This is a genomic window from Novosphingobium sp. FKTRR1, from assembly GCF_020404405.1.
Taxonomy (GTDB): Bacteria; Pseudomonadota; Alphaproteobacteria; order Sphingomonadales; family Sphingomonadaceae; genus Novosphingobium.
In genome coordinates, this window is sequence record NZ_JAIZDA010000025.1 from 14,953 (window position 1) to 33,833 (window position 18,881).

General features: G+C 66.4%; 16 protein-coding genes. 6 read left to right on the plus strand and 10 right to left on the minus strand.

The features are described 5' to 3' along the window. Positions 1 to 17: 17 nt before the first annotated feature. Together LDN95_RS17960 and pobA are read right to left on the minus strand one after the other, a co-directional pair. On the minus strand, positions 18 to 689 hold the full coding sequence (locus tag LDN95_RS17960) for a response regulator transcription factor (protein ID WP_226018977.1): 672 nt from the start codon (positions 687 to 689) through the stop codon (positions 18 to 20). A 130-nt stretch (positions 690 to 819) separates the two neighbouring features. Beyond that, on the minus strand, positions 820 to 1,989 hold the full coding sequence (pobA, locus tag LDN95_RS17965; RefSeq protein WP_226018942.1) for a 4-hydroxybenzoate 3-monooxygenase: 1,170 nt from the start codon (positions 1,987 to 1,989) through the stop codon (positions 820 to 822). A gap of 124 nt (positions 1,990 to 2,113) precedes the next feature. Between pobA and LDN95_RS17970 the strand changes: the two genes are divergently transcribed. Further along, positions 2,114 to 2,962, plus strand: coding sequence for a helix-turn-helix domain-containing protein (locus LDN95_RS17970; RefSeq protein ID WP_226018943.1), 849 nt, complete (start codon positions 2,114 to 2,116; stop codon positions 2,960 to 2,962). Between the two features lie 115 nt (positions 2,963 to 3,077). On the opposite strand, the gene LDN95_RS17975 is transcribed toward LDN95_RS17970, so the two are convergent. The 6 genes from LDN95_RS17975 to LDN95_RS18000 form a co-directional block, all read right to left on the minus strand. Then, the gene (locus LDN95_RS17975) at positions 3,078 to 3,335 is read right to left on the minus strand and encodes an ATP synthase F1 subunit epsilon (RefSeq protein WP_226018944.1); all 258 of its coding nucleotides are present in this window, start codon (positions 3,333 to 3,335) and stop codon (positions 3,078 to 3,080) included. Positions 3,336 to 3,384: 49 nt separating this feature from the next. Further along, positions 3,385 to 4,830 carry a F0F1 ATP synthase subunit beta gene (gene atpD, locus LDN95_RS17980; RefSeq protein WP_226018945.1) on the minus strand — a complete coding sequence of 482 codons (1,446 nt, stop codon included), beginning with the start codon at positions 4,828 to 4,830 and terminating at the stop codon, positions 3,385 to 3,387. 29 nt (positions 4,831 to 4,859) lie between these two features. Beyond that, on the minus strand, positions 4,860 to 5,732 hold the full coding sequence (locus tag LDN95_RS17985) for a F0F1 ATP synthase subunit gamma (RefSeq protein WP_226018946.1): 873 nt from the start codon (positions 5,730 to 5,732) through the stop codon (positions 4,860 to 4,862). Positions 5,733 to 5,848: 116 nt separating this feature from the next. After that, positions 5,849 to 7,378, minus strand: coding sequence for a F0F1 ATP synthase subunit alpha (gene atpA / locus LDN95_RS17990; RefSeq protein ID WP_226018947.1), 1,530 nt, complete (start codon positions 7,376 to 7,378; stop codon positions 5,849 to 5,851). A 46-nt stretch (positions 7,379 to 7,424) separates the two neighbouring features. Beyond that, entirely contained in the window at positions 7,425 to 7,979 is a 555-nt protein-coding gene (locus LDN95_RS17995; RefSeq protein ID WP_226018948.1) for a F0F1 ATP synthase subunit delta, read from the minus strand. Between the two features lie 231 nt (positions 7,980 to 8,210). Further along, positions 8,211 to 9,794: a S1C family serine protease gene (locus LDN95_RS18000; RefSeq protein ID WP_226018949.1), complete on the minus strand. Its 1,584-nt coding sequence runs from the start codon at positions 9,792 to 9,794 to the stop codon at positions 8,211 to 8,213. A gap of 145 nt (positions 9,795 to 9,939) precedes the next feature. Between LDN95_RS18000 and ada the strand changes: the two genes are divergently transcribed. After that, positions 9,940 to 10,986: a bifunctional DNA-binding transcriptional regulator/O6-methylguanine-DNA methyltransferase Ada gene (ada, locus tag LDN95_RS18005; protein WP_226018978.1), complete on the plus strand. Its 1,047-nt coding sequence runs from the start codon at positions 9,940 to 9,942 to the stop codon at positions 10,984 to 10,986. Between the two features lie 58 nt (positions 10,987 to 11,044). Beyond that, positions 11,045 to 11,557 carry a ferritin-like domain-containing protein gene (locus LDN95_RS18010; protein ID WP_226018950.1) on the plus strand — a complete coding sequence of 171 codons (513 nt, stop codon included), beginning with the start codon at positions 11,045 to 11,047 and terminating at the stop codon, positions 11,555 to 11,557. 9 nt (positions 11,558 to 11,566) lie between these two features. On the opposite strand, the gene LDN95_RS18015 is transcribed toward LDN95_RS18010, so the two are convergent. Both LDN95_RS18015 and LDN95_RS18020 read right to left on the minus strand, forming a co-directional pair. After that, positions 11,567 to 13,129, minus strand: a complete 1,563-nt coding sequence (locus LDN95_RS18015; protein WP_226018951.1) for a cryptochrome/photolyase family protein — start codon at positions 13,127 to 13,129, stop codon at positions 11,567 to 11,569. Positions 13,130 to 13,271: 142 nt separating this feature from the next. Next, positions 13,272 to 15,437, minus strand: a complete 2,166-nt coding sequence (locus LDN95_RS18020) for a primosomal protein N' (RefSeq protein ID WP_226018952.1) — start codon at positions 15,435 to 15,437, stop codon at positions 13,272 to 13,274. A 112-nt stretch (positions 15,438 to 15,549) separates the two neighbouring features. Between LDN95_RS18020 and LDN95_RS18025 the strand changes: the two genes are divergently transcribed. The 3 genes from LDN95_RS18025 (at position 15,550) to cobT (ending at position 18,852) form a co-directional block, all read left to right on the plus strand. Continuing rightward, entirely contained in the window at positions 15,550 to 16,248 is a 699-nt protein-coding gene (locus tag LDN95_RS18025; protein WP_226018953.1) for a DUF4197 family protein, read from the plus strand. 105 nt (positions 16,249 to 16,353) lie between these two features. Continuing rightward, on the plus strand, positions 16,354 to 17,007 hold the full coding sequence (gene fsa, locus LDN95_RS18030; protein WP_226018954.1) for a fructose-6-phosphate aldolase: 654 nt from the start codon (positions 16,354 to 16,356) through the stop codon (positions 17,005 to 17,007). 24 nt (positions 17,008 to 17,031) lie between these two features. Next, a complete protein-coding gene (gene cobT / locus LDN95_RS18035) occupies positions 17,032 to 18,852 on the plus strand; it encodes a cobaltochelatase subunit CobT (protein ID WP_226018955.1) in 1,821 nt (606 codons plus the stop codon). Positions 18,853 to 18,881 lie beyond the last annotated feature (29 nt).

Here is an 18,881-nt window from a genome sequence, read left to right on the forward strand (position 1 = left end):
CGTGGTACGTCGCTCCCTCAGGGTCGGTCGAGCACGTATCCCAGCGAGCGCACGGTGCGCAGTGGATAGCCTGCGCCTGCCTCACGCAGCGAGCGGCGCAGGCGGCTGACCCAGGCGTCGACGGTGCGTTCGTCGATGGGTTGTTCCTGCTTGCCCAGTGCCGCGATCAGTTGCCCGCGCGAAAACACCTGTCCCGGCTTTTCCATCAGATAGCGCAGCAGGCGGAACTCGTTGGGCATCAGCGCGATCGGCTTGTCCTTCCACCGTGCCTGCAGGGCGGAGAGGTCGAGCGCGAGTTCGCCCAGCTTGAGCGTGCGCACGGTCGGCTCGCGCTCGGTCCATTGCACCGACAGCACGCGGTCGAGCACTTTGGAGCGATCGATCGGCCCGACCATGTAGTCGTCGGCCCCGGCGCGCAGGGCACGGCGCTTGGTCTCGGCCTCGTCCTCTTCCAGCACCATCGTGACATGGGCGGCCTCGGTCTGGGGATCGCAGCGCAAACGGCGGCACAATTCCAGCCCCGAAAACTCGGGCAGCACCCAGTCGACGAAGGCCCACGGACGGCCATCGAGCAGCGGCAGCGGCGCCTCCCCCTGCCACGGGTGGAATACCACGCGCAGATCGCCGTGGAGAAAGCTGTCAATGCCACCCGGCAATCCGCCGGTAATCAGGATATCAATCTGCCGCATCACGCCTGAGGCCCCCACGTGCCTGGAACAGGGGCTCTGTGTCGCAGCTATGTGACGGGCGCGTGACGGCAGAGCCAATCACGCGCCCCAACGCAAGAAACCGCAGTCAAAAAATGCTTAAAACGACCAATCAAACCGGCAGGCCCACGTAGTTTTCGGCGATGCTGGTCTGCGCGGCCGCGCTGTTGGCGATGTAGTCGAGTTCGGCGACCTGCATCGCGCGCTCGAACGGACCGTCATCGGGGAAGCGATGCATCAGCTTGGTCAGCGACCAGCTGAACCGTTCCGACTTCCACACGCGGGCCAGCGCCTTGGCCGAATAGTCGGCGATGGCGTCGTGATCGTTGTGGCGGAAGAACGCGGTCAGCGCGGCGGTGGCGTAGTGCACGTCGCTGGCGGCAAGGTTCAGCCCCTTGGCCCCCGTGGGTGGCACGATATGCGCCGAATCGCCTGCCAGCAGCAGGCTGCCGTGACGCATCGGTTCGAACACATAGCTGCGCAGCGGCGCGATCGACTTTTCGATCGAGGGCCCGCGCGTGATGTTGGCGGCGGCATCGGGCCCAAGGCGGATGGCCAGTTCGTCCCAGATCCGCTCGTCCGACCAGTCCTCGATCTTCTCGGTCAGCGGCACGTCGACATAATAGCGGCTGCGCGTGTGGCTGCGCATCGAGGCGAGGGCAAAGCCGCGTTCGTGGTTGGCATAGATCAGTTCATGATTGCACGGCGGCACATCGGCCAGAATGCCCAGCCAGCCGAACGGATAGACGCGCTCGTACTCGCGACCGACGCTCGCGGGAATGGCCTTGCGGCTGGGACCGTGAAAGCCATCGCAGCCAACGATGAAGCGCGCGTCGATGCGCTGGTCGACGCCGTCCTTGCGGAAGGTAATGGCGGGCGAATCGCTTTCGACGGCGTGCAGCGTTACGTCCTCGGTGCCATAGATCACTTCCAGCCCGCGCGGGGCGGCGGCGTCCATCAGGTCGCGGGTGATCTCGGTCTGGCCATAGACGACCACGGTCTTGCCGGTCAGTTCGGCCACGTCGATGCGGATCAGCCGTTCGCCATCGGCCAGGTTGAAGCCGCCCTCGACCAGCCCTTCGGCCTTGAGCCGCGCGTCGAGGCCGAGCCGTTCCATCAGTTGCACGGTGATCTGTTCGAGCACGCCCGCACGGATGCGACCGAGCACGTAGTCTGGCGTCTGCCGTTCGATGACGACGCAGTCGATGCCTTCGGCCTTGAGCAGATGGCCCAGCAACAACCCCGCCGGACCCGCGCCGATGATGGCAACCTGTGTGCGCATGATGATCTCTCCCGTGCGGGCCGCGCTTGCTTGCGCCAACCCCGATGCGATGGCCGCATATTGACAAGGCCGGGCGCAGGGCGGAAGGCATCGGCATGACAATCGCTGGTACTTTCAGGACAGCATGAACCAACCCGCCACCATCCCCAGCTACGCTCTGTATGGCGAACATGCCCTGCCCGAGGCCGCGGGCTTTGCGCATATAGAGACGATCGCGGCGCGCAGTGCGCTGCACGACTGGGAGATCAGGCCGCACCGCCATGGCGGTTTCGTCCAGGTTCTGCTGGTGCGCGAGGGACAGGCGCGGATCAGCTTTGACGGGACCGACAGCGATCGGCAGGGGCCGTGCGCGGTGATCGTCCCGGCGGGCACGGTCCACGGCTTTCGCTTTCAGCAAGGCACCGCCGGGTGGGTGCTGACGGTGTCTGCCGACTTCGCTACCCGCTCAGATGGGCTGGGAGACCCGCTGGGGCCGATTCTGGCGCGCGGTGAGGTCAACCCACTAGACGAGGTTGCAGCGCGTCGTGTGGGCTGGCTGGCGGATGAGCTGCTGGTGCTGCAACAGGAATGGCGCGGGCGTGATCCGCTTGCCCTGTCGCTGGCCGAAGCGCTGGTGCGCACGGTGGCGCGCGCAAGCGAGCCCGCACCAGCGGCAGGTGGCGCGGATGCCCGGCTGGAACGCTTTCGCCAACTGGTCGAGATCCACTTCCGCGAACACCGCGATCTGGACTTCTATGCAGAGGCACTGGGGCTGACCCGGCGCACGCTGTCGCGCCTCATCGCGCGCCGTCTGGGCTGCTCGCCCAGCGAACTGCTGCACCGCCGTCTGGCCACCGAGGCGCGGCGGCTGTTGCGCTATACCGGAGCAAGCGCGGCGCAAGTGGCGGCCGAACTGGGCTTCGACGACCCGTCCTATTTCTCGCGGTTCTATCTGCGGATGACTGGCAAGCGCCCGGTGGACGAGCGGGGGTAGCGTAGGGGGAGGAGCAGGATGCAGGTGTTCCGACGCTAATCAACGGTGTTTTGACGCAAAAAGGGCCGATCCTTGCGGACCGGCCCCTTTGTCATTTCGGCTGAAATGCGAAAGCTCAGGCTTCGGCGTGTTCGGCCAGAACGGTCAGGCCGTTGGCGCCGACTTCGGCAAAGCCGCCCTGCACCTGGATTTCCTCAGGGCTGCCGCCTTGCGTGCGATAGACCTTGAGCGCGCCGTCCTTGACCGTCGAAGTGAACGGTGCATGGCCTTCCAGCACGCCGAATTCGCCTTCGGTGCCAGGAACGACGACCATGTAGACGTCTTCCGAGCGGACGAGACGGGCCGGGGTGACGAGTTCGAAGTGAAGCGACATTGTGGACCTCGCAGGCCCTCCCTCCACCGGGAGAGAGGGCTAAGGATTATCAGGCGTCAGCAGCCAGCTTCTTGGCCTTTTCGATCGCTTCGTCGATGCCGCCGACCATGTAGAACGCGGCTTCGGGGAGGTGATCGTATTCGCCGTCGACCACCGCCTTGAACGAGCGCACGGTGTCTTCGACCTGCACGAACTTGCCGGGGATGCCGGTGAACACTTCGGCGACGTGGAACGGCTGGCTGAGGAAGCGCTGGATCTTGCGCGCACGGGCGACGGTCAGCTTATCTTCTTCGCTCAGTTCGTCCATGCCGAGGATGGCGATGATGTCCTGCAGCGACTTGTACTTCTGCAGGGTTTCCTGAACGCGGCGGGCGGTTTCGTAGTGCTCCTGCCCGACGACGGCCGGGGTCAGCACGCGGCTCGACGAGTCGAGCGGATCGACCGCCGGATAGATGCCGAGTTCCGAGATCGCGCGGTTCAGCGTGGTCGTTGCGTCCAAGTGGGCGAACGAGGCGGCCGGCGCCGGGTCGGTAAGGTCGTCGGCGGGAACGTAGATCGCCTGAACCGAGGTGATCGAACCCTTGGTGGTCGAGGTGATGCGTTCCTGCAGCTGGCCCATGTCGGTGGCCAGCGTCGGCTGGTAGCCCACGGCCGAAGGAATACGGCCGAGCAGCGCCGACACTTCCGAACCTGCTTGCGTGAAGCGGAAGATGTTGTCGACGAAGAACAGCACGTCCTGACCTTCCTGGTCGCGGAAGTATTCGGCCATGGTCAGACCCGACAGGGCGACGCGGGCGCGGGCGCCCGGCGGCTCGTTCATCTGGCCGAACACCAGCGCAACCTTCGAACCATCGGGGGTCGGGTTGCCGTCGGCGTCCTTGGCGATGACGCCTGCGTCGAGGAATTCGTGGTACAGGTCGTTGCCTTCGCGGGTGCGTTCACCCACGCCAGCGAACACCGACACGCCGCCGTGGCCCTTGGCGATGTTGTTGATCAGTTCCTGGATCAGCACGGTCTTGCCCACGCCCGCGCCGCCGAACAGGCCGATCTTGCCGCCGCGCGCGTAAGGCGCGATCAGGTCGATGACCTTGATGCCGGTGACCAGAATGGCCGCTTCGGTCGACTGCTCGATGAATTCGGGCGCCTTGGCGTGGATCGGAGCGGTCTGCTCTGCGCCGACGGGGCCACGTTCGTCGATCGGTTCACCGATCACGTTCATGATGCGACCCAGCGTCTTGGGGCCGACCGGCACCGAGATCTGCGCGCCGGTATCGCGCACCGGCTGACCACGGGTCAGACCGTCGGTCGAGTCCATCGCGATGGTGCGGACGGTGTTTTCGCCCAGATGCTGCGCGACTTCGAGCACCAGACGGTTGCCGTTGTTGTCGGTTTCGAGCGCCGAGAGAATCGCGGGCAGTTCGCCCACAAAAGTCACGTCGACGACGGCGCCGACGACCTGGCTGATCTTTCCGGTGGAGGTGAGCACGGTGGCCATGGGTTATTCCTTGCCTTGATGTCTTGTCGTCAGAGCGCTTCGGCGCCGGCGATGATTTCGATGAGTTCGGTCGTGATCGCGGCCTGGCGGCTGCGGTTGTACTGGATGGTCAGCTTCTTGATCATCTCGCCCGCGTTGCGCGTCGCGTTGTCCATCGCGGTCATCGACGCACCCTGTTCGGAGGCCTCGCGTTCCAGCAGCGCACCGAAGATTTGCGTCGTGAGATAACGCGGCAGCAGAGCTTCGAGGATTTCTTCCTCGCTCGGCTCATACTCGACCACCGAACCCGATTCGGTCGTGGCGGCAGGCGCGGGAACCGGGATCAGCTGCGCGGTTACCGGATCTTGCGCCAGCGCCGACTTGAACTTCGGTGCGATGAGGTGAGCAACGTCGAACTTGCCCGCCTCGAACATGGCGGTCAGCTCGTGCGCGATCGCGCTGGCTTCGTCGAAACCGGGCGTGCGCACCGTGCTGGTGTCGAACGCGGCCACGATGCCGTTGGGGTAGTCGCGCTTGATCGGCGCGCGGCCCTTCTTGCCCACGAGGTAGAATGCCACCGTCTTGCCAGCCGCTTCCAGCGCGCGCGCCTGAAGCTTGGCTTCCTTGACGATGTTCGAGTTCAGGCCACCGCACAGACCCTTGTCGGTGTTGACCACGACGAGGAGGTGGCGCTTGTCCGAACCAGTGCCGCGCATCAGCAGCGGACCGTTGTCCTGCCCGGCGACCTTGGCGGCAAGGCTGCCGACCACATCGGCCAGCCGGCTGGCATAGGGGCGCGCGGCTTCGGCGGCGGCCTGTGCCTTGCGCAGCTTGGCCGCGGCGACCATCTGCTTGGCCTTGGTGATCTTCTGGGTCGATTTGACCGAGTTGATCCGCAGCTTGAGTTCTTTAAGGCTGGCCATAAGCCGAGACCTGTCCCCTGATCGTCATGCCGGACCGGTTCCGGCATCCTTGGCCCCCGCCGACCCGGCCTGCTCTGACGAGCGGGCAGTCGGCAAGGGGCCGAAGCGGTGTAGTCTTACGCGAACTGCTTGCCGAAAGCGTCGAGCGCTTCCTTCAGCTTGGCCTTGGCGCCATCGCCCAGATCCTTGGTGTCGCGGATTTCGGCGAGCACTTCGGCCTTCTGCGAGCGCAGGTAGCTGAGCAGTTCGGCTTCGTACTCGGTCACGCGGTTGACCGGAACGTTGTCGAGATAGCCCTGCGTACCGGCAAAGATCACCGCGGTCTGCTCTTCGAAGCCGAGCGGCGAGAACTGCGGCTGCTTGAGCAGCTCGGTCAGGCGCGCACCGCGGTTGAGCAGCTTCTGCGTCGAAGCGTCGAGGTCCGAACCGAACTGCGCGAAGGCCGCCATTTCGCGGTACTGCGCCAGCTCCAGCTTGATCGAGCCGGCCACCTTCTTCATCGCCTTGGTCTGCGCGGCCGAACCGACGCGGCTGACCGACAGACCGACGTTGATCGCCGGGCGGATGCCCTGGAAGAACAGGCCGGTTTCAAGGAAGATCTGGCCGTCGGTGATCGAGATCACGTTGGTCGGAATGTAGGCCGACACGTCACCGGCCTGCGTTTCGATGATCGGCAGCGCGGTCAGCGACCCGTTGCCGTTGTCATCGTTCAGCTTGGCCGCGCGTTCGAGCAGGCGGCTGTGCAGATAGAACACGTCACCCGGATAGGCTTCGCGGCCCGGCGGGCGGCGCAGCAAAAGCGACATCTGGCGATAGGCGACGGCCTGCTTGGAAAGGTCGTCATACACGATCACGGCGTGCATGCCGTTGTCGCGGAAGAATTCGCCGATGGCCGCACCGGTGTAGGGCGCCAGATACTGCAGCGGAGCGGGCTCCGAAGCGGTGGCGGCGACCACGACGGTGTATTCCATCGCGCCGTTTTCTTCGAGCTGGCGGACGATCTGCGCCACGGTCGAGCGCTTCTGGCCGACGGCGACGTAGATGCAGAACAGCTTCTTCTTGTCGTCGTCGCCCGCGTTGGCGGCCTTCTGGTTGATGAAGGTGTCGATGGCGACGGCGGTCTTGCCGGTCTGGCGGTCACCGATGATCAGCTCGCGCTGGCCACGGCCGATCGGCACGAGGGCGTCGATCGCCTTCAGGCCGGTCTGCACGGGTTCGTGCACCGACTTGCGGGGGATGATGCCCGGAGCCTTCACTTCGACGCGGCGGCGTTCTTCGTAGAAGATCGGACCCTTGCCGTCGATCGGGTTGCCCAGCGCGTCAACCACGCGGCCGAGCAGGCCCTTGCCGGTGGGCACGTCGACGATGGTGCCGGTGCGCTTGACGATGTCGCCTTCCTTGATCTCGCTGTCCGAGCCAAAGATCACGACGCCGACGTTGTCGGATTCGAGGTTGAGGGCCATGCCCTTAACGCCGTTGGAGAATTCGACCATTTCGCCGGCCTGGACCTGATCCAGACCGTGAATGCGGGCGATACCGTCACCGACCGACAGCACCGAGCCGACTTCCGAGACTTGCGCCTCGGTGCCGAAGCTGGCGATCTGGTCCTTGATGACCTTCGAAATTTCTGCGGCGCGGATTTCCATTGTCAGCCTTTCATGGAAGTCTGTCTGGGGCCGGTAGAGGGCTGGATCAGCCCTTCAGGACCTGTGCAAGCGAGTTGAGACGGGTGCGGATCGAACTGTCGATCTGGCGGCTGCCGATCTTGACGATCAGCCCGCCGAGGATCTCGGGATCGACCGAGGTGCGGATCTTGATGGTGGCGCCTTCGCTTTGCGCCAGTTTGGCGGCAAGCTGGGCGATCTGGCCATCGTCGAGCGGGTGGGCGCTGGTAACTTCTGCCGTCACTTCGCCGCGCTGGGCGGCGGCGATGGCGACAAAGGCGCGGATCGCGTCGGGCAGCGAGGCCAGACGACGGTTGCCCGCCAGCACACCAAGGAAGTTGCGCGTCAACGGTGCCAGACCGAGCAGACCGGCAACGCCTTCGATCGCGGCGGCCGCCGCTTCGCGCGAAACCTGCGGGTCGCGCAGCAGCGCGGCGAGGTCAGCCGATTCGGCGATGGCGCCGGACAGGTTCTCAAGGTCAGCCTCGACCACGGCAACCGCGCCCTGATCGCTCGCCAGTTCAAAGAGCGCCGAAGCGTAGCGCCCTGCCAAGCTGGCCGTTATGCCGCCGGAAATCTCCACGCGTCCTGGTCCCCCTAATAGGTTTGATCGGGCAAGGCCGGACAGGCGCGAAAAAACACGCCTTGGCCCCGCAGTCGGGGCGCGCCTAGCAACGTAACCGAGACATGACAAGAGAGCAGATGGAAGGGGGGTGTCCGGTTCGTGCAGACGTATGCGTCCGTACCGGAGCCGATCGGCCCGATTATCGCGGTGCCTTATCCCTGACGGGGCCGCCGACTCCGGTGCCGCGCATCACGGGCGAGGCTGGCACGTATAGCGCAACCGCTCGTTCGGTTCGGGCGGCAACAGCGCGCGAATCCGCGCTTGTGCGGCGCCCAGCTGGCGCGCGGCGTCGACACCGGCGGCGCACGATGGCGAGGGAATCTGGTCCTGCATGGCCCGCGCCTGATTCACCCGGTCCAGATCGGGCAGGTAGCGATCGATGGTGTACTGGTGCGTGGCCGGGTCGAAATGGTTGACCGAAATCGTGTCATTGTTCTTTGGTATGAACACCCGCGACCAGCCGTCCTCGGCCAGGCCATACTGGGTCCGGGCATTGACGCAGCCGCTGTCCTGCCAGTTGAACGGCACGTCGGTGATGTCGGAAACGGTCACCCGGCTGCGCTGCGGATCGAGCACGCAGACCAGCTTTGCCGATGGATTTGCAGCGCTGTCCGGTTGATCGTCAGCCCCCTCTGAAGCGCTTGCACTGGCGGCAGCGGCGTCTGCATCGGCCAGAATGTCCTTGGCGTGCTCGTCGATGTCGCTCAGCGGCGGGCGCAAGACCCAGACCAGAATGGCCAGCAGCAGCGCCGCGCCCGCACCACCCGCTGCCCACTTCATCTTGCGGGTTTCGTTGCGTTGGGCCTGAAGCAAGGCGAATCCGCCCGCACCCAGCGCCGCCACGAGCAGCAGCGCCGCCACCGCCAGCTCGTTGTCGCGCTCGGACAGGATTGCCAGTTCGGCTTCCCGGTGGGCCTTTTCCGCTTTTTGCTGATGCGCTGCCAGCCGGGCCTGCTGCTCGGCGGCCTGTCGCGCCTGATCGCTCGCGGCGCGTTCGCTGTCGGCGCGCTGCAAATCGGCAAACGAGGTGCATGGCAGTCCGTTGGTGTGCGGATTGACCCCCGCCTGCAACAGGAAGGCGGTCACCTCGTGCATCGAGATGGCGAAGTAGAACGCCGAATCGGTGCCGTTGTCGGTCACCGTGCCAAAGCTGTTGACCCCCAGCACCCGCCCGCAGGCATCGAGCAGCGGTCCACCCGAATTGCCCGCGCCGATCTGGGCTGTGTGCAGGATCGTGTCGAACTGGCGCGAAGATCGCCCGGCCGAGATGTTGCCATAGGATTTCACCGCTTCTTGCGGAGTGACCACGTCCGCCAGCGAAAGGCCTTGCGCCATGTCGACATTGCCGGGAAAGCCCAGCGCCGCAACTTGTTCGCCGTCGCCCGCCTGGCCGGGGAACAGCGTCAGCGCGGGGAGGTTGGCGCCGTTGTCCACTTGCAGCAGCGCCAGATCGTTGTTCGGCGAAAACGCGCGGATGTGCGCCGGATAGGTCTTTTGCCCCTGACTGGGCACGATTCCGGCCAGCAGGCTGCCGTTGCGCTGCAGTTCCTCGACCACATGCGCGTTGGTCACCACCAGATCGGGCGCGATGGCAAAGCCCGAGCCATGGCTGACCAGCCGCACCTGATTGCCCTGATTCTCGACGATGACCACACGCACCACCCCGCGCCCGGCGGCGGCGATGTCGGCAGGATCAGCCATGGCGGCCGGTGAAAAGGCGGCCGGGGAAAACAGGGACAGGGCAAGGGCGACAAGCAGGCGGCGCAACAACATGGCGCGGCTTTTCGCGCGTGGCGGCTTTGATCGCAAGCGCCGGGACGCACCGCAGCGCGCTTTCTTGCAGGAACGGTCGCAACTTGAGGAGGCGTTGACTATGATCGGTCAGATGGAAGCACTCACCCCGACCACTATGGCCGCGATGGAAGCGAAGGAGGCTGACGCCGAATCCGACACCGGACGCTGGCAGGCGGTGTTGGCGCGCGACCGGGCGAGCGACGGGCGATTCGTCACAGGAGTGCTGTCGACCGGGATCTATTGCCGGCCAAGTTGCGCCGCGCGCCACCCCCGGCGTGAGAACGTGCGCTTCTTTGCCGATGGCGCGGCAGCGCGCGCGGCGGGCTTGCGGCCCTGCAAGCGGTGCAGTCCCGATGACGTAGCGCGCGACGAACGCGCCGTGCTGGCCGCGATCGCCGCGATCAAGTCGGCGGAGCAACCGTTGGCGCTGGCCGATCTGGCTCGATTCGCCGGATACAGCCCGGCGCATTTCCAGCGCGTGTTCGCGCGCCACACCGGACTGTCGCCCAGCGCCTATGCGCGGGCGTTGCGGGCTGAGCGATCGGCGCAGGCGCTCACCAGCGAACAGCGCGTGACCGATGCGATTTATGAGGCCGGATTTTCCGGGCCATCGCGGTTCTATGCCGCCAACACTCAGGAGCGTTTGGGAATGACGGCTTCGGCATGGGTCAATGGTGGCGCAGGGGTGACGATCAGCTGGGCGGTGGTGCCGACCAGCCTTGGCGAAATGCTGGTCGCCGCAACCGACAAGGGCGTGTGCCGCCTGTCGTTCAACGAGGGGCCCGACGAGCTCGCCCGCCGCTTTCCCCGCGCCGAACTGGCCGAGGGCGACTCAGCGTTCGCCGCATTGCTGGCGCAAGTCGTGGCGGCGGTGGAGCGGCCCGATCAGGACTTTGCGCATATCCCGCTCGACGTGAAGGGCACCGCCTTTCAGGAAGCGGTCTGGCGCGAGTTGCGCCGCATCCCGCCGGGCGAGACGCGCAGCTATGCCCAGATCGCGGCGGCGGCGGGCAATCCGCGCGCGGTGCGGGCCGCTGGCAGCGCCAACGGGGCCAACAACGTGGCGGTGCTGATTCCCTGCCACCGCGTCATCCGTACCGACGGCACACTGGGCGGATATGCCTATGGCCTTGAGATAAAGCGCGAACTTCTGATGCGCGAAAGTTCTTAACCGATCGATTGAACTGCGGTATCCTGCGCGTCAGAACAGGAAATCCGGGAGATCAATCATGGCCGAAATCGTGCTCGATGCGCATTTGCCGCAGACCATCCGCGAAGCCTTTGCCCACATCGGCACAGTCACCGCGCCTACGGTCGATGACCTGAAGGTGATGGTCTTGGTCGAAGCGGCCAGTGAAACGCTGTACAAGGTTACCGCACAGGGCACCGACAACGCCGCCGTGATCGAACTGCTGCACCACAATGCGGTCGAGGAAATGAAGCACGCGCACCGTGCCTCGCAGGCCATTGCCGCACTGGGAGGCGGCGATTTCCCGCCCCCCTCGGCGCAGGACAACCCCTATCTGAAGGCGGGCAGCTTCCCGTTCTCCGAAGTCACGCCCGAAGCGCTGCGCAAGCTGTCGGCTGGCGAATTCGGTGGTGAGGCGCTGTATGAAGGCTGGGCGGCCTCGCTCGACAATGCCGAAGCCGCCGCGCTGCTGCGCGCCAATGGCCGCGAGGAAACCGACCACGGCAACCGCCTGCTGCAGGCCGCCGACTTGCTTGAGCGCGCAGACGCCTAGCCGCTGGCGTCAGCGCGCCCAGCCGGGGTCTGCGGGGACCAGCGTGTCAAGGAATGCCTCGGCGCTGGCCAGTGTTTCGGCGCGTTTGTCCGCGTCCATCCGCCGCCAGTTGGCATAAGGCTGGGCCAGCCGCATGTTGCCGCCCAGCTTGCCCTCGTTGCGGTCGAGGAAGTGCCAGTACAGCGCATTGAAGGGGCAGGCGTCTGGCCCGGTGCGCTGCTTGACCTTGTAGGCGCAGGCGCCGCAATAATCGCTCATCCGCGCGATATAGGCGCCGCTGGCGGCATAAGGCTTCGACGCCAGCCGCCCGCCGTCGGCATGCAGCGCCATCCCCGCCACATTGGGCAGTTCGACCCATTCGAACGCGTCGGCATAAACCGCTAGGAACCAGTCAGCGACCTCGTTGGGCCGCAATCCCGCCAGTAGCGCGAAATTGCCCAGCACCATCAGCCGCTGGATATGGTGGGCATAGGCGTTGTCGCGCGTGGTGCGCACACATTGCGACAGGCAGCGCATCTTCGTTTCGCCGGTCCACCAGAAGTCGGGCAGGGGCCGTTTGGCGTCGAGCGCATTGGCCTGCGCCAGTCCGGGCATCTCCAGCCAGTACATCCCCCGGATGTATTCGCGCCAACCGATCACCTGCCGGATGAAGCCTTCCACGGCCTCGATCGGGGCGCGGCCCGCCTGCCATTCGGCCTCGGCCCGGCGGCACAGCTCGAACGGGTCGAGCAGCCCGAAGTTGAGCGCGGGCGAGAGCAGCGCGTGGAACATCGTGTCCGACCCGGCGAGCATTGCGTCCTGATACCGCCCGAACAGCGGCAGGCGCTCGGTCAGAAAGGCTTGCGCGGCGCGTTCGGCATCATCGGCACTGACCGGCCAGTTGAACCCGGCCGTGCTGCCGAAATGCCCGGCAAAGCGCTGCTCTACCAGCCCGATCACGGCTTGCGTCATGGGATCGGGGGCAAAGCGCGGCGGCTTGGGCGGACGCAAGTCGGGTTCGGCGGCGCCCCGGTTTTCGGCATCGAAGTTCCACCTCCCGCCGACCGGTTTGTCGCCTGCCATCAGCAGCCCGGTGCGGCGGCGCATCTCGCGATAGAAGTACTCCATCCGCAGTTCGCGCCGCCCTGCCGCCCATGCAAAGAAGTCGGGCAAAGGGCACACGAAGCGCGTGTCGGGCAGCATTCGCACCCGCACGCCAAGCGTTTCGCGCCAGCTTTCGATCATGGCCTTGACGCGCCATTCGCTCGGCTCGGTGATCTGCACGCCGCGCGCGCCATGACGGGCAATGCCGCGCGCCACTTCGCCGGAAAAGCTGCCGGTATTGGCCGGATCGTCGAGCGCCACATAGTCGACCGTCCATCCAGCCGCGCGCAATTCGGCGGCGAAGTGGCGCATGGCCGACAGGATCAGCACGATCTTGGCCTTGTGGTGGCGCACATGGGTGGCCTCGTCGGAGACTTCCATCATCAGCACCACGGTGTCGTCGGGCGTCCGGTCGGCAAGGCTGGAGAGCCCGTGCGAAAGCTGGTCGCCAAGGATGGGCACGAGGACGGGGCCGGATGTGTCGCTCATACGGGCGGGGTAGATCGGTGCCGGGCGGGGTCAACCTGTCCGCTGGGGGTGCAATCCTCCAACGTTGTCACCCTGAACTTGGTTCAGGGTCCATTTCTCCGCCGAGGGATGGGGAGAAAATGGGTGGGGAGGGGAGCAGCCCCTACACAAAGCTGTACGGATCGATGTCCACCGCCACGCGCACGCCGGGGGGCAGGCGCAGCGGGTCGAGCCAGCCGCGCAGGATCTTCTGCAATTCGGTCGAGCGGCGCGCGTTGATCAGGAGGCGATAGCGGTAGCGACCGCGCAGCAGCGACAGCGGCGCGGGGGCGGGGCCGAGGATCAGCACATCGTCGAGCCGGGGCTGGGTGCCGCCGATGGCGCGTGCGGCGTCGCGGGCCTCTGCCTCGTCCTCGCTCGATACGATGATCGCGGCCCAGCGCCCGAACGGCGGTGCGCCGACCTCGCGGCGCGATTCGGCCTCGGCTTCGTAGAAGGCGTCCCGGTCGCCTGCGGCCAGCGCGGCGATCACCGGGGCTTCGGGGTGACGGGTCTGGATGAGCACTTCGCCCGGCTTTTCGCCGCGCCCGGCGCGCCCGGCAACTTGCGCCACTTGCTGATAAGTCCGCTCGCCCGCGCGCAGGTCGCCGCCTTCAAGTCCCATATCGGCATCGACCACGCCCACCAGCGTCAGCTCGGGAAAGTGAAAGCCCTTGGTCACCAGTTGCGTGCCGACGATCACGTCGATGGCGCGGGCATTGGCGCGCTCGACGAATTCGGCCGCCTTGGCGGCGCTGGTCAGGGTGTCCGAGGTGACCAGTTCGACGCGCGCGGTGGGCAGGATTTCGGCCACTTCGTCGGCGATCCGCTCCACGCCGGGGCCGCAGGCGACCATGCAGTCGGGCTCGTTGCATTCGGGGCAGGCGGGCGGCGGCGGCACTTCATGCCCGCAATGGTGGCAGGCCAGTCGCTGCGACAACCGGTGCTCGACCAGCCACGCCGAACAGTTGGGGCACTGGAAGCGATAGCCGCAAGTGCGGCACAGCGTCAGCGGCGCATAGCCACGGCGGTTGAGGAACAGCAGGCTCTGCTCGCCCTTCAGCAGGCGGTCTTTCAGCGCGGCCACCAGCGAAGGGGCCAGCCAGCGGCCGCGTTCGGGCACGTCCTCGCGCAAGTCCACAATGGAGATCGCGGGCATCGTCGCACCGCCAAAGCGGTCGGGCAGGACCAGCCTTTCATAGCGCCCGGCCTCGGCCATCTGCAGGCTTTCGAGCGCGGGGGTGGCGCTGGCGAGGACCACCGGCACTTGTTCGAAATGGCCGCGCATCACCGCCACGTCGCGCGCGTTGTAGCGCACGCCGTCGTCCTGCTTGAAGCTGATCTCGTGGGCTTCATCGACCACGATCAGCCCCAGCCGCGCAAACGGCAGGAACAGCGCGCTGCGGGCGCCGACCACCACTTGCGCGCCGCCCGAAGCCACCTGCCGCCATGCGCGCCGCCGCTCCGACGACTTGAGCGAGGAATGCCAGGTGACCGGCGTGGCGCCAAAGCGCGCCTCGAACCGGCGCAGGAACTGTTCGGTCAGCGCGATCTCGGGAAGCAGCACCAGGACTTGACGGCCTTCCTCAAGCGCGGCGGCGATCGCCTCGCAATAGGTCTCGGTCTTGCCCGATCCGGTCACCCCGTCGAGCAGGAAGGGGCGGAAGGCGTGGGCGCGCACCGCTTCGACCATGCGCGCGGCGGCGGCGGCCTGCGCTTCGCTGAGGTCGGGATCGGCATGGTGCGGGTCGGCGTGGGGATAGGGTCGGTCGCTGTCGACCGTCACCGCTTCGAGCATTCCGGCATTGACCATGCCGCGCAGCACCGCGTCGGATACGCCCGCGATCTCGGCCAGTTCGCGGATCGTCGCCTGCTGGTCGTGCAGCAGATCGAGCGCGGCCAGCCGTTGCGGGGTAAGGCGCGTCGGTTCATGGCCGGTCAGCCGGTATTCGGTGACGGTGCCGCCTCCGCGCAGCGCCGCGCTGCTCGACAGCGCCATGCGCGCCACCTGCGACAGCGAAGCCATGTAATAATCCGCGCACCATTCGATCAGCCGCCGCAAGGGCTGGGGCAGCGGGGGCACGGGCAGCACCTGCAACAGCGGGCGCAGCTTGTGTTCGGGCACGTCCTGATCGGGCAGGCGCTCGGTATCCCACACCACGCCGATGATCTGGCGCGGCCCCAGAGGCGCCACGACAACGCTGCCCGGCTCCACGTCCATGCCTGAGGGCACGCGGTAATCCAGCACGCCCAGCGCCGCATTGAAGACAAGGCAACGGCAGCGGTTCATGCGGTGCGGCTGCGGGCCGGGTTCATGCTGGGTTTCATCATCGACCCTCTATAGGCACACTTGGCCCGGCGAAAAGGCCGCGTACCCGTTTCCGGCAAAGGAGAGCGCCCCCGTGCCCACCCAAACGATGCGACAAGTGCGTTCGCGCCGCGCCATGCTGGCGGCGGGAGGTTCAGGATTGATCGCGCTGACGCTGGCGGCCTGTGCTTCGCTGCCCCCGCTCAGTCTGGACGAGGCGGTGCGCCGCCTGCTGCGCCGCAGTGCCGACCGGGCGCTGACCCGGCTGACCGCACCCGGCGGCGGCTGGGACGGCTTCATCGCCCGTGCCGATCTGCCCGGCAGCCTTGGCGCGCAAGGCGGCGCGCTGGCGCGGCTGCTGACTTCGCCGCAAGTCCGCGTCCGCCTGCGCGAATCGCTGCGCCCCGCGGCAGAGCGTGCGGTGCGCAGGGCGGCCCCGGTGCTGGCCGACGCGGTGCGCCAGGTCGGCATAGCCAATGCCCGCGCCATCCTGCGCGGCGGTCCGCACGCTGCGACCGCATACTTGCGCGGCGAGATGCGCGGCTCTCTGGTGCAGGCGATGCTGCCCGAGTTCGCGGACCTGCTGCACGGCCTTGACGATCCGCTGCTGGGCTCGGCGTTGTCGATCCTGGCCGGGGTGGATGTGTCTGGCTGGGTTCGGGAATTGGCGGCGCGGGCCGATGACGTGCTGTGGGATGCGCTGGCCGACGCCGAGGCCGAAATCCGTGCCGATCCGCGCGCCACCGGCGATGCCATGCTGGTCGCGGCGCTGGCCCTTGCCGCCACCAACTGACAGGTGGCCACGCGGCGCTGACAAGGCTGAAAATGGCGCCTATAGGGGCCCATTGGATCGCGACGGTCGGGCCAACCGGGCCGCGCACATCAGAAAGCTCTCCCCATGAAGTTCTTTGTCGACACCGCTGACACCGCCGAAATCGCCGAGATGGCCGCCACCGGGCTGCTCGACGGGGTGACCACCAACCCCTCGCTGATCGCCAAGTCGGGCCGCGACTTCATCGAGGTGACCAAGGAAATCTGCCACCTGACCCACGGTCCGGTCTCGGCCGAAGTGGTTGCTCTCGACCATGCGGGAATGATGCGCGAGGCGGAAATCCTGCGCAAGATCGCCGACAACGTGTGCATCAAGGTGCCGCTGACGATCGACGGGCTCAAGACCTGCAAGAAGCTGACCGGCGATGGCACGATGGTCAACGTGACGCTGTGCTTCTCGGCCAATCAGGCGCTGCTCGCGGCCAAGGCCGGGGCAACCTTCGTGTCGCCGTTCGTCGGCCGCCACGATGACAACGGCTTTGACGGCATGGACCTGATCCGCGACATCCGCCTGATCTATGACAACTATGCTTTCGCGACCGAAATCCTTGTCGCCAGCATTCGTCACGGCATCCATGTGCTGGAAAGCGCCAAGATCGGCGCGGACGTGATCACGGCCCCTCCGGCGGTGATCAAGGGCCTGTTCAAGCATGTACTGACCGAAAAGGGCATCGAAGGCTTTCTTGCGGATTGGGCCAAGACCGGGCAGAGCATCGGCTGAGGTATTACCTGAAAGCCTGAGAAATTGTCCGAAGAAAGCCCGCTCGACCAGTTCCGCTCCGTTCTTGCCGGCACCGCACGCGCGGTTGCCGACGAGGCGGAGATCGAGGTGGCGTGGACCGCCGATGCCCCCGGGCAAAGCGGCGGTTCGCTGCGCATCCCCATGCCGGGCCGGGCCTTGCCCGCCGCACAAGTGGCCGAGGCACGGGGCTTTGCCGATTCGATGGCGCTGCGGCTGCGGCTGCACGACGGCAGCCTGCACCAGCGCGGCGCCCCGGCTGAACCGGTCGCACGCGCGGTCTATGACGCGGTCGAGCAAGTCCGGTTCGAGGCGTTGGGCACCGACGGCTATGCCGGGATGCGCGGCAACATCGGTGCGGTCACGCAATTGCGGCTGGCGTCTGATCCGATCATCCGCGCCGGGCGGGCCGAGGAAGTGCCATTGGCAACCGCGCTGTCGCTGTTGTTGCGCGAACGGCTGACCGGCCAGCCGGTGCCCGAATCGGCGCGCACCGGCACCGATCTGATCCGTAGCTGGGTAGAAGCGCGCGCGGGCGATGACATGAAGGGTCTGGCCGAACGGCTGGGCGACCAGAAGGCGTTTCAGCAACTGGCGCTCGACATGCTGGGCCATCTCGAACTCGTCCAGACCGCCGACCCCGCCGACAACGAGCAGGACGAGGACGAGGGCGAGGAACAGCAGGACGACGGCGAGGAGCAGCCCGAATCGGCTGAGGACAACCCCGACCAGCAGCCCAGCGAAGTTGCGGGCGACACGTCCGAGGGCGACGAGGACGGCGACGACGAGCGCGAAATCGAGCAGAGCGAGGACAGTGCCGACGCCGACATGGCCGACGAGGGCGAGGAGGGCATGCTGCCCACGCGTCCCAACCGGCAGTGGACCGACATTCCCGAGGGCTTTGATTACAAGGCTTATACCGAACAGTTCGACGAGGTCATCGGCGCCACCGACTTGTGCGACGAGGACGAACTGACCCGGCTGCGCGCCTATCTCGACACGCAGTTGAAGGGGCTGCAGGGTGTGGTTACGCGGCTGGCCAACCGGCTGCAACGCCGCCTGATGGCGCAGCAGAACCGCAGTTGGGACTTCGATCAGGAAGAGGGCCTGCTCGACGCCGCGCGTCTAGCACGGGTGGTCATCTCGCCCGGCCATTCGCTGTCGTACAAGATCGAGCGCGACATCGAGTTCAAGGATACCGTCGTCACCCTGCTGATCGACAATTCCGGGTCGATGCGCGGTCGGCCGATCTCGATCGCGGCAATCAGCGCCGACATTCTGGGCCGCACGCTGGAGCGCTGCGGGGTCAAGACCGAAGTGCTGGGCTTCACCACCCGCGCGTGGAAGGGCGGGCAGAGCCGCGAATCGTGGCTGGCGGGGGGCAAGCCCGCGCATCCCGGTCGCCTCAACGATTTGCGGCACATCGTCTACAAGAAGGCCGACGAGCCGTGGCGCCGCGCGCGCCGCAACCTTGGCCTGATGATGCGCGAAGGGCTGCTCAAGGAAAACATCGACGGCGAGGCGCTGTTGTGGGCGCACAGCCGCCTGCTGGCGCGGCAAGAGGATCGCCGCATCCTGATGGTCATCTCCGACGGTGCGCCGGTCGACGATTCGACGCTGTCGGTCAACAACGCGGGCTATCTTGAACAGCATTTGCGCAAGGTGATCGACTGGATCGAAAAGCAGTCTCCGGTGCAGCTGGTCGCGGTGGGCATCGGCCATGACGTGACGCGCTACTATCGCCGCGCGGTGACGATCATGGACGTGGAACAGCTTGGCGGCACGATGGTCGAACAACTCGCCGCATTGTTCGAGGATGAAGATTGAGGTCGGCGCTCCGCCCCTTGACCGGCGGA